Source organism: Bacillus sp. DU-106, assembly GCF_004799705.1.
Classification (GTDB): Bacteria; Bacillota; Bacilli; order Bacillales; family Bacillaceae_G; genus Bacillus_A; species Bacillus_A cereus.
Genome location: NZ_CP026607.1, coordinates 4515898 through 4530095, shown reverse-complemented (window position 1 = coordinate 4530095; position 14198 = coordinate 4515898). Strand labels below are relative to the sequence as shown.

Below are 14198 nucleotides of genomic sequence, written 5' to 3'. Positions count from 1 at the left end.
TATAAGGACAATAGTAGGGTGAAACAAAAAACAGGAGTTTGTAGGCTCCTGTTTTTGTCGATACTATCTTAATAAGCGAAGCGCCTTCTCCGTATTAGCGAAATGCAGTTTCACAAACTCAGGTAATCGTTCTTTACCAAGCTTTTGAATTAATTTAGCAGCGGCGATATCAACTTGTTTACCGGCACCTTTTGGCAGCGGCATACCAGCTTTTTTACTTAGTTCATCAAATTGTTTTACGAATGAGTAACGAGCTAAAATGGAGGCAGCGGCTACAGCTAAATGGACGCTTTCGCCTTTCGTTGCGAAATAAACATTTTCACGCTGTACCTGTTTTTGTTTTGCTAAATATTTGTAGTATGTATCAGGTTGTGTGAATTGGTCGATTAAGACGCCTTCAGGTTTTGTAGGTGCCATTTTAGCTAATAAGTTTGTAATAGCTTTATTGTGTAGCAAGGCTTTTAACTTACCTTGGTTGTTTCCTTTATCAAATAGCTCGTTATATTTTTCGTTATGAAGGACAAGAGAGCTATAAGGAACAACGTGTAGAAGTTGTTTCGCAATGGCAGTAATTTGATCGTCATTTAAGTTTTTAGAGTCTTTTACACCAAGTTCTTTTAGTAGTGGAATTTGCTTTGCATCCACATATACAGCAACGACTGTCATCGGTCCAAAGAAATCTCCCGTACCAACTTCATCAGACCCTACAATAGACATTGTACCGATGGAAGCAGGAGGCGCATAACGATGGGAATCGACAGATTTTTTTACAGCTGTTTTCGGTGTTTGAGAGACAGTTTGCCAACGAGAAGCTTCTGCTTCAGCGCGGCCTCCTTGGAACATTACTTTTCCAGATTTATACGCTGTAATCGTGCAAGATGGTACCTTTGCCATGAAGATCCCGCCTTGCGGAGTTTTTGGGCTAAGCGAATGTTTATATTGTTGTTTCATGTCTTCAATTACTGTAGAATTTGTTTGAATTACGATAGAATTTGACATAATGGTCGCCCCTTTTTTTATATTGTTATTTTTATCATATCGGATTGTTCTTTCTGTTTCCATATTATGAAGGTTCATGGTATGATAAACTTTAGGATTCTGTACGTGATTGGAGGCCGGTGAGTTGTCACAACAAAAGGGAAAGAAAAGTCGAATTAATGTAGAAATCTATGGTCAGCAATATTCAGTTGTTGGCGATGAAAGTACAAGTCATATCCGCATGGTAGCAGCGATTGTGGATGATAAAATGCGCGAACTCAATGCCAAGAATCCTTCGCTTGACACGAGTAGACTAGCGGTATTGACGGCGGTAAACGTCATACACGATTACATAAAATTAAAAGAAGAACATGAGAAATTGAAAGAAAGTATGACAAAAAAAGGAATGGAATAACATGATTGATATTATTATCATTTTACTGCTTGTTATGGGATTTTTCCTCGGCTTACGCAGAGGGTTTATTCTGCAACTTGTAAAGTTAACAAGCTTTATTATCGCATACCTTGTTGCATACTGGTACTGTAAAGATTTAGCGCCAGCACTTGCGAAATTTATTCCGTATCCATTTGATAAAAACGTATCTGTTCCAGAATGGATTGATGCAAATAATATTGAGACAGTATTTTATCAAGCGCTTGCGTTTATCATATTGTTTATTATCACTAAAATTGCACTTTCATTACTTGGTAATTTGTTAAATATGTTTGCAGAAATACCGGTTTTAAAGCAAGTAAATGCGTTTGCGGGGGCAATCCTCGGATTTTTAGAAGTATATATTATTTTGTTTGTCTTAATTATCATTGGAAATATTCTTCCGATTGAACAAGTACAAACACCATTACAAAAATCATCAATTAGCAAAATAATTGTAGACGATACACCGATTCTATCTGAAAAGGTGAAGGAACTATGGCAGACAGGTAGCAGAGTATAACTTCTCTTTTTTCGGAAAGAGAAGTTTTTTTCTATGAAAGAAAGGCGGGGCAATGATGAAAGTAAATAAAAAACAAGTGATCAAATTATTAGAGACAATCGGGCTTTTTATGGAACTAAAGGGTGCGAATCCATTTAAAATATCTGCATTTCGTAAAGCGGCAGCAGCATTAGAAAGTGACGATCGTAGTCTTTCTGAAATTGAAGATTTCACAAAGATTCCAGGAATCGGAAAAGGAACAGCAGCCGTTATACAAGAATATATAGAATCGGGAACATCTGAAGTATTACAAGAACTTGAAAAAGAAGTACCAAGTAGCTTATTGCCGTTATTAAAACTACCAGGTCTTGGTGGTAAAAAGGTGGCTAAGTTATATAAAGAGCTAGGCGTTATTGATATGGAGACGTTAAAAGCTGCTTGTGAGGAAAATAAAGTACAAGCTTTAGCTGGTTTCGGTAAGAAGACAGAAGAGAAAATATTAGAAGCAATCGATCAAGTAGGCTCTCGTCCAGAGCGTTTACCAATTGCGATGGTATTGCCTATTGCCGGGGAAATAGAGGAGAAATTGTCGAATATTGCTGAAGTAATTCGTTTCTCTCGCGCTGGTAGTTTGCGCCGTGTTCGTGAAACAGTGAAAGATTTAGATTTTATCATTGCAACGACAGAACCAGCAGCGGTACGTGAGCATTTACTACAATTTGATAATATGATTGAAGTAATAGCAAGTGGAGATACGAAAGTTTCTGTCCGTCTGCAATATGAATATGATATTTCAATTGATTTCCGTTTAGTAAAACCAGAAGAGTTTATTACAACTCTTCACCATTTCACAGGATCAAAAGATCATAACGTAAAAATGCGTCAAATCGCAAAAGATAAAGGCGAGAAAATTAGTGAGTACGGTGTAGAGAACTTGGAAACAGGTGAAGTGAAAACATTTGAGACTGAAGAAGACTTCTTTGCTCATTTCGGTTTGCCATTTATTCCGCCAGAAGTGCGTGAAGATGGAAAAGAAATTGAATTAATTAAAGAGTATCCGAACTTAATTCAGTTTTCCGATATACAAGGTGATTTACATATGCATACAACTTGGAGTGACGGTGCTTTTTCTATTGAAGAAATGGTACAAGCGTGCCGTGCTCGTGGATATAAGTTTATGGCGATTACTGATCACTCGCAATACTTAAAAGTGGCGAACGGTTTAACGAAAGAGCGTCTTCGTGAGCAAGCGAAAGAAATTGAACGTATGAATGAAAAGTATCCAGACATTACAATTTTACGCGGAATTGAAATGGACATTTTACCAGATGCCTCGCTTGATTTTGATGATGAAGTATTAGCAGAATTAGATTATGTCATTGGAGCGATTCACTCTAGCTTCTCACAAGACCGTGAAACGATTATGAAGCGTCTACGTACTGCACTTGAGAATAAACATGTCACAATGATTGCCCATCCTACAGGACGTCTTCTCGGGCGTCGTGAGGGTTATGATGTAGATACAGATTTATTAATTGAACTAGCAAAAGAGACAAATACAGTTTTAGAATTAAATGCGAATCCGAACCGTCTAGATTTAAGCGCGAAATTATTAAAACAAGCACAAGATGCTGGTGTGAAAGTAGCGATTAATACGGATGCTCATACGCTTGAAATGTTAGAAGATATGGAAACAGGTGTAGCAGCAGCACGTAAAGGTTGGATTCAAAAAGATAACGTGATTAACACGTGGGATATTGAACGTTTATTAGACTATATTAAACGTAATAAGTAATACAAGGGGGACCTGCAACATGTTAGAAAGAACGTTGCGTGTATTAGAATACAATAAAGTAAAAGAACAATTACTTGAACATACAGCATCTTCACTTGGTCGTGACAAAGTGAAGCATTTAGTGCCGAGCACTGATTTTGAAGAAATTGTAGAAATGCAAGATACAACGGATGAAGCAGCGAAAGTTATTCGTTTAAAAGGTAGTGCACCATTAGGTGGTATTACGGATATTCGCTCAAATGTGAAGCGTGCAAAAATTGGGAGTATGTTAAGTCCAAATGAATTACTTGATATTGCAAATACGATGTATGGTAGTCGTAATATGAAACGCTTCATTGAAGATATGGCTGATAACGGTGTCGAGCTTCCGATTTTAGAAACTCACGTCGCTCAAATTGTATCTTTATATGATTTAGAAAAGAAAATTACAAATTGCATCGGTGACGGCGGTGAAGTAGTCGATAGCGCAAGTGATAAACTGCGTGGTATTCGTACTCAAATTCGTACTGCGGAAAGTCGTATTCGTGAAAAGTTAGAAAATATGACGCGCTCTTCAAACGCGCAAAAGATGCTGTCTGATTCGATTGTAACGATTCGTAACGAACGTTACGTAATCCCAGTAAAACAAGAATATCGCGGCGTATATGGTGGTATTGTTCACGATCAATCGGCTTCTGGACAAACGTTATTTATTGAGCCACAAGTCATTGTAGAATTAAATAATGCACTGCAAGAAGCACGTGTGAAAGAAAAACAAGAAATCGAACGCATCTTATTAATGTTAACAGAAGAAGTGGCAGTAGAAGCGGATATCGTTTTATCAAACGTAGAAGTAGTTGCAAATCTTGATTTCATCTTTGCGAAAGCTTTTTATGCGAAGCGAATTAAAGCGACAAAGCCGATTGTAAATAACGAGCGTTACATGGACTTAAGACAAGCACGCCATCCGCTTATCGATCCAGAAATAATCGTGCCAAATAACATTATGTTAGGGAAAGATTTCACGACAATTGTTATTACAGGACCGAATACAGGTGGTAAAACAGTTACGCTGAAAACAGTTGGTATTTGTGTGTTAATGGCACAATCTGGCCTTCACATTCCAGTAATGGATGAGTCAGAGATTTGTGTATTCAAAAATATCTTTGCTGATATCGGTGATGAGCAATCGATTGAACAGAGTTTAAGTACGTTCTCCTCACATATGGTGAACATCGTTGATATTTTAGAAAAAGCTGATTTTGAAAGCTTAGTTTTATTCGATGAATTAGGTGCTGGAACAGACCCACAGGAAGGGGCTGCACTTGCCATTTCAATTTTAGATGAAGTATGTAATCGCGGTGCTCGCGTTGTTGCAACGACGCATTATCCAGAATTAAAAGCATACGGATATAACCGTGAGCAAGTTATTAATGCGAGTGTTGAGTTTGATGTAAATACATTAAGTCCAACTTATAAATTATTAATCGGTGTACCAGGCCGTAGTAATGCCTTTGAAATTTCGAAACGTCTTGGATTATCTGATCGCGTTATTGAGCAAGCACGCAATCACATTAGTACAGATACGAATAAAATTGAAAATATGATTGCGAAGTTAGAAGAAAGCCAGAAGAACGCAGAGCGTGACTGGAACGAAGCAGAAGCGCTTCGCAAACAATCTGAAAAACTGCATCGTGAATTACAACGTCAAATCATTGAATTTAACGAAGATCGTGATGAACGATTATTAAAAGCGCAAAAAGAAGGAGAAGAAAAAGTCGAAGCTGCAAAGAAAGAAGCAGAAGGCATTATTCAAGAACTTCGTCAATTGCGTAAAGCACAGCTTGCAAATGTGAAAGACCACGAGCTAATTGAAGCGAAGAGTCGTCTAGAAGGCGCAGCGCCAAAGCTTGTTAAGAAACAAAAAGTAAATGTGAAAAATACTGCACCGAAACAACAGTTACGTGCAGGTGATGAAGTGAAAGTATTAACGTTCGGTCAAAAAGGTCAACTACTTGAAAAAGTAAGCGATACAGAGTGGAGCGTACAAATCGGTATTCTGAAGATGAAAGTGAAAGAATCTAATATGGAATACATTAACACACCGAAGCAAACAGAGAAAAAAGCAGTTGCAACGGTAAAAGGTAGAGACTATCACGTTTCATTAGAACTTGATCTTCGTGGTGAACGATTTGAAAATGCAATGGCGCGCGTTGAGAAATACTTAGACGATGCCCAGCTTGCAAGCTATCCTCGCGTATCAATCATTCACGGTAAAGGGACAGGAGCACTTCGCCAAGGTGTACAAGATTACTTGAAGAAGCATCGCGGTGTAAAAACCTTCCGTTACGGTGACATGGGCGAGGGAGGCCTAGGCGTAACAGTTGTCGAATTAAAATAGAAAACAACGAAACAAAGGGGAAACCATTATATGTTTATGGACAAACTTGCAAAAGTATTGTTAGCTTGTTGTGGAATATTTTTGGTGATTGGGGTTATTTATTTAGTTGTTTTTGCGAAGTGAAAAAGCGTCAATCGTGGCAGAATGATATTGCCATAGATTGACGCTTTTAATATATGTGAAAAGGAATAGAACATGAAAATCAACCAATACATAAGCGAAGCAAAATTATGCTCCAGACGTGAAACAGATCGTCTCATTAAAGCTGGACGCGTGGCTATTAACGGCGAAATATGTACGCACGGTGCACTCGTAAGCGATGGTGATAGGGTAACGATTGATGGGCAAGTTATTGTAAAAGAAGAGAAAGAAAAAGTGTATATCGCATTTCATAAACCAGTCGGAATTACTTGTACAGCAGCCGATCATATTGAAGATAATATTATTGATTATATCAATTACCCAGAGCGAATCTTTCCAGTTGGGCGATTAGATAAAGCATCAGAAGGACTTATTTTATTAACGAATGACGGCGGCATTGCGAATCAAATTTTACATGGTGATCATGAGCACGAGAAAGAATATGTTGTCACAGTCGATAAACCTTTTACGGACTGGTTTATTGATGAGATGTCCCGCGGTGTAAAGATTAAAGATGGAATGACGAAGCCGTGCAAAGTGACAAGAGTCGATCAATCAACATTTCGTATCGTTTTAACGCAAGGAATGAACAGGCAAATTCGTAGAATGAGTCGTGCTTTCGGATTTACTGTAATAAAGCTAAAGCGAGTACGCATTATGAATATAGAGCTAAATGAGCTTGAAGTTGGAAAGTGGCGGAGCGTTACAGCTGAAGAGTTAGAAATTTTAATAGGGCAGTTATAGGGAGGAAAAATTTTCTCCCTATATTTTTTTGTCAGAAAAAATAAAACTATTGATTTTTTAAAAAATAGCCCATATAATAAAAAACAACAAGTTTCGACAAGATATTTTATAAAAGTAATGATGAGGACATGAGTTGTATTTTACGATTCTCAGAGAGGGAAGCCTTAGGCTGTGAGCTTCCTAATACGAAAAGACAAGCTTACCACCTCTAAACTTCAAGAGTGAACTGCATACATGATGCATTGTAATTCTTGGCGGATAAAACCGTTATCAATTTACACGAGCTATAAAATGAGCTTATTTCGTTATAAATTCATTTTATTAGAATAAGGGTGGAACCACGATTTCAACACTCGTCCCTTTATTAGGGACGGGTGTTTTTTGCGTTCTTTTACGGGGAAGTATGCTTGAAAGAGGATATGTGACGGATTTTAATTCAGAATATTTTGTTAATTTATTATTTTAGGAGGTTAGTAAAAATGAAATCATCTTTAAAGTTTTCTGAGATGTTTGCAATAAGTTTAATGTTATTTGCACTATTTTTCGGTGCGGGTAATATGATTTTTCCACCAGCATTAGGACAAGGCGCTGGAACAGATGTATGGATTGCGTTGTTTGGTTTTATCGTAACAGGCGTTGGACTACCTTTATTAGGAGTAATTGTTATAGCTTTAAAGGGAGATATTAATGAGCTAGCAGGACGTGTACATCCTATATTCGCACTTGTTTTTATCACTGCAATTTATTTATGTTTAGGCGTATTCGTAAGTGTGCCACGTACAGGAACTGTTGCTTATGAAATGAGTGTCGCACCGTTTTTACCAAGTGAGATAGCTGGTCAATCGTATCCACTTGTTATCTTTACATTCATTTTCTTTGCTGTCACTTTCTATTTAGCTTTAAACCCATCGAAATTAGTGGGTCGTATTGGTAAAGTGCTAACTCCAATATTATTAGCTGTTATTGCAATTATTGTAGGTAAAGCACTTATTACACCAATTGGAGAATTTGGTGCACCGACAGAAGCGTATAGTGCCCCTCTTTTTAAAGGATTTATTGATGGATATTTAACTTTAGATGGACTTGCAGCACTGGTATTCGGAAATGTTGTAATTCATGCGTTAAAAGAAAAAGGCATTACAAATAAAAACAGCATTGCAAAAGTAACAATCTTTGCAGGATTTATTGCAGCGCTTGGTCTACTACTTGTGTATTTAGCACTTGCTTATCTTGGAGCTTCTAGTGTGTCACTTGGAATGGGCGCAAACGGAGGAATTATTTTAACAAATGTCGTGAATCATTTATTTGGTAGCTACGGAACTTTATTACTAGGGATCGCAATTACAGCAGCATGTTTAACAACTTCTGTAGGTATTGTTGCAGCTTGTGGTGATTACTTCTCTTCTTTATTACCAAAGCTTTCTTATCAAAAAGTCGTTTTCATTTTCTGTGTATTAGCATTTATGGTAGCAAACCTTGGGTTAACTCAGTTAAATGCATTAGCATTACCAATCTTAATCGCAATTTATCCAATTGGAATCGTACTTATCGTATTATCACTTGTTGAAAACTACGTTCGTCTTCCATTAGCGATGTATGTGGGCGGGATTGTAGGAGCATTTGCAATAAGTTTCTTTGATGGGTTACACAATGCAAACCTTCAAATTGCAGCGCTAGCACCTATTTTAGATAAGATTCCATTATATAGTGTAGGAATTGGTTGGTTAGTTCCAGGCATAATCGGTATAGGATTTGGTTATATAGTTTCTAAGTTTCAAAAGCAGGAAATTGCTGTAGAAAAATAGAGAAAAGAGGCTTTCTATAATAGAAAGTCTCTTTTTTTGTAAAAAAAGCCGTATATAGAGAAATTTAGATATTAAAAATTTTATACGTAATATAGTTGACAAAAAATTTATGAGTAGGCTAAGATTGACTTAGTTGTGGAAATATTGGAAGGGAAGTGAGGGAAACGGGGTTTCTATAACTATAGTGTTGTTATGGGAAGAGGTGAAAGAAGAGGAGAAGAGAAAGTTTATTTTTTTCGACTTATATTGAGAATGATAATCAATAAATACGTTTTATAATTTTTTCTCAGTTTCTATGCCTTCGTATAAGGAATAGGGTGAGATATTATTTTTAATATCCAATGAGAATGATAATCAATAACGCTTATGTTACATAAAAGAATGCTAATTAAATAATAGGTAGAAGAGATTATTTTTTTCTTATGAATTGAGAATAATTATCATTTTCATAAAAAGTGAAATGAAAGATAGCCAAGGAGGAAACAAGAAAAATGAAAAAGGTTTCTGTATTACCCGCTTTTATTATAACGTTCGTATGTATGCTAGCTTTTCTTGTAATGCCATACGGGAATGCTTCAGCAAAACTAGCTGATGGTACTTACGATATTAATTACGTAATTCAAAAAGCGGAAAATGATTCAGCTTCAATGGCAAATGACTATTTTGAAAAGCCGGCAAAATTAATAGTGAAAAACGGTGAGATGAGAGTACAAGTTCCGATGAATCATAGTGCTTGGATTACAGAATTTAAAGCACCAGAGAACGGGAATTTTGTTGATGCGAAAGTTGTTAGTAAAGATGAATCGGCAGATAAAAGAACAGTAGAGTTTAAAGTAGATGATTTATCCAAACCGGCAGCTGTAAAAATTCATGTTGTTGTACCAAGTGCAAACTATGACCACCACTACACAATTCGTTTTGCTTTTGATGCAAATGTAAAAGCTGTAGGTGGCGATAATGGCGTAGCTGCTACAACAAAAAATAATGATCAAGCGAAAACAGATACACAAGTAAAAGAAGAGAAAACAAAAGTAGAGAGTAAGAAAACAGCTAAAGAAGTGAATAAAGAAACAAAAAATGAAAATGGAAAAGCTGAAAAAACAGATAACCCAAAAACAGGCGATGAAGCACGTATTGGATTGTTTGCAGCGTTAATTCTTATTTCAGGTGCTTTCTTAATTCGTAAAGTGAAATTGAGTAAATAAATCTTTTGAAGGGTGATGAATATATGTTTAAACAATTTAAAATGATTATTGCCGTATTTGCTGTTTTATTTACATTTATCGCAACACTAGGTTTACAAGATGCAAAGGCTGCTACAAAACTAGCTGATGGAAAATATAATATTGCTTTTACTGTATGGAAAGGCGATAAAGATGAATCGTCTAGAATGAATAGTTATTTTGAAAGCCCAGCAACATTAACAGTTAAAAATGGAAAACAATATGTTTCATTTAAAGTGAAAGATAGTGCTTCTATTAAAAGTTTCCAAGTAGAAAAAGATGGTCAATTTGTAGAAACAACCGTGTTAAGTGAAAATAAAAAAGATAATACTAGAGTTGTAGAATTTGAAGTTGCTGACTTGTCAAAAAAACTAAATGGCAAGGTGAAAATTAATATTCCAATTATTAATTATAATGCTTCGTATGATATTCGCTTTGTATTTGATGGGAACAGTATTAAATAATTTTCAAAAGGGAGAGTCGTTCCATTGAACAGGTATACAAAAATTATTGTTGCTATGTTTTTAATGATATTTACATTCGTATCAACATTACAACCACTTGCAGTTCAAGCAGCTACCAAGTTGGCTGACGGTGAATATTCAATTGGCTTCAAAGTTTTAAAAGATACATCAGATGAAGAATCGATGATGAATCAATATTCAGTAAGTCCGGGAACTTTAAAAGTGAAGGATGGGAAAAAGAAAGTATCCTTTACATTAACAAATAGTTCATGGATTACGAAATTTGAAACAGAAAAAGCAGGTAAGCTAGTTGCGACAAATGTAATTAGTGAAGATAAAGAAAAAGATACAAGAGTAGTAGAATTTGATGTAGAAGATGTAGAGAAGGTATTAAATGCAAAAGTAAAAGTAGATATTGATTTTTTAAATTATCATCATGAGTACGACGTTCGTATTGCATTTGATCAAAATAGCATTACACCAATTCATGTAGAAAAACCAAATGAAAAAGAGGACCCAGCTAATAAGCCAGATCCAAATGAAACTACCGATCCAGGTCAGAAGCCCGACCAAAAGCCTGACCCAGATCAACAACCAAATTCTAACACAATTACAGATGGTGCGTACAGCATTCCATTTAAAGTGTTAAAAGATCAAACAGATGAAGAATCTAAGATGAATAGTTACATGGTAAATCCAGGAGTATTAAAAGTAGAAAACGGTAAGAAAAAAGCAATTGTAACACTAAAAAGTAGCTCATTAATTAAAAATTTCCAAACGGAAAAAGATGGCGCATTTGTTGATGCAAAAGTAGTGAGTGAGGATAAGGAAAAAGATACAAGAGTAGTAGAGTTTGAAGTAAACGATTTATCTAAAAAACTAAATACAAAAGTATTTATCGAAATGGCATCAAGAAATTATAAGCAAATGCATGATGTACAACTTTTATTTGAACAAGATAAACTTGAACAAATTAAAAATGAAGAGAAAAAACCAGAAGTAGAAAAACCGGAAGCAGAAAAACCGGAAGCAGAAAAACCGGAAGCAGAAAAACCGGAAGCAGAAAAACCGGAAGCAGAAAAACCAGATGAAAATAAAAAACCAGATGCTGAAACAATTAAAGATGGTGAATACAGCATCAATTTCAAAGCATTAAAAGATCAAACAGACGAAATTTCAATGATGAACACATATACAAAAAGTCCAGGTGTGCTAAAAGTAAAAGATGGTAAGAAGTATGTATCATTTACGTTAACGAACAGTTCTTGGATTACAAAATATGAATTTGAGAAAAATGGTTCGTTTGTTGATGCACATGTAATAAGTGAAGATAAAAAAGCTGATACACGCGTAGTGGAAGTGGAAGTATCAGATTTATCAAAAAAGTTAAATGCAAAAGTAAAAGTAGATATCGATTCAATGAATTATCACCATTTTTACGATATTCAATTTGCATTTGATAAAGGTAGCATTAAGCCGTTAGATAGCCAAGGCGGAAACAACAACCAAGGCGGAAACGACAACCAAGGTGGAAACAACAACCAAGGTGGAAACAACAACCAAGGTGAAAACAACAACCAAGGTGGAAATGATAACCAAGATAATAACACAACAATTGATCCAAAAGCTCTTAAAGATGGTGAATACAGAATTGGCTTTAAAGTGTTAAAAGATCAAACAGATGAAATCTCAATGATGAACACATACACAAAAAGCCCAGGTGTATTAAAAGTAAAAGATGGTAAGAAATACGTATCGTTTACATTAACAAATAGTACATGGATTACGAAATTTGAATTTGAGAAAAATGGTTCTTTCGTTAATGCAAAAGTGTTAAGTGAAAATAAAGAACAAAATACAAGAGTAGTAGAAGTAGAAGTAAACGATTTGTCTAAAAAATTAAATGCAAAAGTAAAAGTAGATATTGATTCAATGAATTATCACCATTTTTATGATGTTCAATTTGTATTTGATCAAGACAGTATTAAAGCCTTAGGGAACCAAGGCGGAAACGACAACCAAGGCGGAAACAACAACCAAGGCGGAAACGACAACCAAGACGGAAACAACAACCAAGGCGGAAACAACAACCAAGGTGGAAATAATAACCCGAAAGTAATAGTTGATCCGAAAAATTTAGTAGATGGCCAATATGATATTACATTTAAAGTATTAAAAGATAAAACAGATGAGATTTCAAAGATGAATGACTATGTTGTAAATCCAGCGAAATTAATCGTAAAAGATGGTAAAAAATATATTGAGATGACGCTGAAAAATAGTGCGTGGATTACGAAATTCCAAACGGAAAACAATGAACTATTCGCTGATGCGAAAGTAGTAAGCGAAGATAAAAATGTAAATACGCGAGTAGTACAGTTTGAAGTAGAAGATCTATTTAAAAAATTAAACGCAAAAGTAAAGGTAGACATCGATGAGATGAACTACCATCATTTCTACGATGTGCAAATTCAATTTGATACAAATAATATCGGCGCGTTAGGAACTCTTAAAGAGGAACCGAAAAATGAACCGAAAAATCCAGTGACTACACCGAAAGTAGATAATGTAAAAACAGTAGGTACTCCTGATTTTAACCGAAATGCAGATGGTCAGAAGAAAAAAGAAGATACAAAAAATGATTCGAAAAAAGAGAAAAACTCAAAAACTGCAGATACAGCACAACTTGGTTTATATATGGTGTTACTGCTAGGTTCACTTGCTTTACTAGTTCGTAAATATAGAGCAGGTAGATTGTAATTTTTGGAGTCTTGATGCATATTCGCGTGCATCAAGACTTGTTTCATATTGTATGGAAAGGAGTGGTGATTGAGAGTGAAGAAAATTGCAAGTGTACTAATGGCTATCATTTTGTTAATGAGTATAGCTGGGTGCTCATCACCAAAAAAAGAAACAGCAAAGCAGGTAAAGAGTGAGAGTAAAGAGCGCGTTGTTGCAACAACAGTGGCTGTTACTGAAATTATGGATGCGTTAGAAGTAGATTTAGTTGGCGTTCCAACAAGCTCTAAAACTTTACCGAAGCGATATAAAGGTTTACCTGAAGTTGGGAATCCAATGAGTCCAGATATGGAAAAGGTAAAGTCATTAAAGCCTTCAGAAGTGTTATCTGTGACAACACTTGAATATGAATTAAAGCCAGTTTTTGATGGTGTGGGTATGAAAGCAAACTTTTTAGATTTAACGAGTTTGAAAAATATGCAAAGTTCTATTAGCCATTTAGGTAAGAAATATGGGCGTGAAAAACAGGCCGAAGCAGTAGTAACTAAATTAGATAAAAAGGTTGCTAGCATTCAAAAAGAAGTAAAAGGAAAGAAAGAACCGACAGTACTTATTTTATTAGGTGTGCCGGGAAGTTATTTAGTAGCAACAGAGCATTCTTATATTGGAGATTTAGTGAAACAACTAGGTGGTAAAAATATTGTGCAAGGTGAACAAGTAGAATATTTAGCTTCTAATACAGAGTATTTAAAGAAAGCTGATCCAGATATTATTTTACGAGCAGCTCATGGTATGCCTGATGAAGTTGTAAAAATGTTTGATAAAGAATTTAAAACAAATGATATTTGGAAACACTTTGCTGCGGTTAAAAATAACCGTGTTTACGATTTAGAAGAGCGTTTATTTGGAACGACAGGCAATTTAGCAGCAATTGAAGCGTTAGATGAATTGAAAAAAATGATGTATCCGTGATGCATTTTAATATAAAGGAAGA

General features: G+C 35.5%; 11 protein-coding genes and 1 other annotated feature. Of the genes, 10 read left to right on the top strand and 1 reads right to left on the bottom strand.

Annotated features, from left to right (window positions below):
* Positions 1 to 63 precede the first annotated feature (63 nt).
* Complete coding sequence (rnhC, locus tag C3Y97_RS23020) at positions 64 to 999, bottom strand: ribonuclease HIII (RefSeq protein ID WP_000071591.1); 936 nt, start codon at positions 997 to 999, stop codon at positions 64 to 66.
* Between the two features lie 124 nt (positions 1000 to 1123).
* Here rnhC and zapA point away from each other — a divergent pair, with 124 nt between their 5' ends.
* The 10 genes from zapA to isdE all read left to right on the top strand — a co-directional run bounded on the left by zapA (position 1124) and on the right by isdE (position 14176).
* Positions 1124 to 1393 (top strand): cell division protein ZapA, encoded by a 270-nt coding sequence (gene zapA / locus C3Y97_RS23015; RefSeq protein ID WP_000082701.1) that lies wholly within the window; start codon positions 1124 to 1126, stop codon positions 1391 to 1393.
* 1 nt (position 1394) lies between these two features.
* Complete coding sequence (locus C3Y97_RS23010; protein WP_000565409.1) at positions 1395 to 1934, top strand: CvpA family protein; 540 nt, start codon at positions 1395 to 1397, stop codon at positions 1932 to 1934.
* Positions 1935 to 1989: 55 nt separating this feature from the next.
* Positions 1990 to 3708, top strand: coding sequence for a DNA polymerase/3'-5' exonuclease PolX (gene polX, locus C3Y97_RS23005; RefSeq protein WP_000867515.1), 1719 nt, complete (start codon positions 1990 to 1992; stop codon positions 3706 to 3708).
* Positions 3709 to 3727: 19 nt separating this feature from the next.
* A complete protein-coding gene (locus tag C3Y97_RS23000; protein WP_100655344.1) occupies positions 3728 to 6088 on the top strand; it encodes an endonuclease MutS2 in 2361 nt (786 codons plus the stop codon).
* Between the two features lie 195 nt (positions 6089 to 6283).
* A complete protein-coding gene (locus C3Y97_RS22995) occupies positions 6284 to 6973 on the top strand; it encodes a 23S rRNA pseudouridine(2604) synthase RluF (protein ID WP_000700716.1) in 690 nt (229 codons plus the stop codon).
* A 108-nt stretch (positions 6974 to 7081) separates the two neighbouring features.
* Positions 7082 to 7337, top strand: a binding site (T-box leader).
* 115 nt (positions 7338 to 7452) lie between these two features.
* Complete coding sequence (gene brnQ6 / locus C3Y97_RS22990; protein WP_000842640.1) at positions 7453 to 8778, top strand: branched-chain amino acid transport system II carrier protein BrnQ6; 1326 nt, start codon at positions 7453 to 7455, stop codon at positions 8776 to 8778.
* A 491-nt stretch (positions 8779 to 9269) separates the two neighbouring features.
* Positions 9270 to 9983 carry a heme uptake protein IsdC gene (gene isdC, locus C3Y97_RS22985; protein WP_121868096.1) on the top strand — a complete coding sequence of 238 codons (714 nt, stop codon included), beginning with the start codon at positions 9270 to 9272 and terminating at the stop codon, positions 9981 to 9983.
* A gap of 23 nt (positions 9984 to 10006) precedes the next feature.
* On the top strand, positions 10007 to 10465 hold the full coding sequence (locus C3Y97_RS22980; protein WP_000476164.1) for an NEAT domain-containing protein: 459 nt from the start codon (positions 10007 to 10009) through the stop codon (positions 10463 to 10465).
* A 24-nt stretch (positions 10466 to 10489) separates the two neighbouring features.
* Positions 10490 to 13225 carry an NEAT domain-containing protein gene (locus C3Y97_RS22975; protein ID WP_136363667.1) on the top strand — a complete coding sequence of 912 codons (2736 nt, stop codon included), beginning with the start codon at positions 10490 to 10492 and terminating at the stop codon, positions 13223 to 13225.
* Between the two features lie 69 nt (positions 13226 to 13294).
* Positions 13295 to 14176 carry a heme ABC transporter substrate-binding protein IsdE gene (gene isdE, locus C3Y97_RS22970; RefSeq protein ID WP_033685303.1) on the top strand — a complete coding sequence of 294 codons (882 nt, stop codon included), beginning with the start codon at positions 13295 to 13297 and terminating at the stop codon, positions 14174 to 14176.
* Positions 14177 to 14198: the final 22 nt, after the last annotated feature.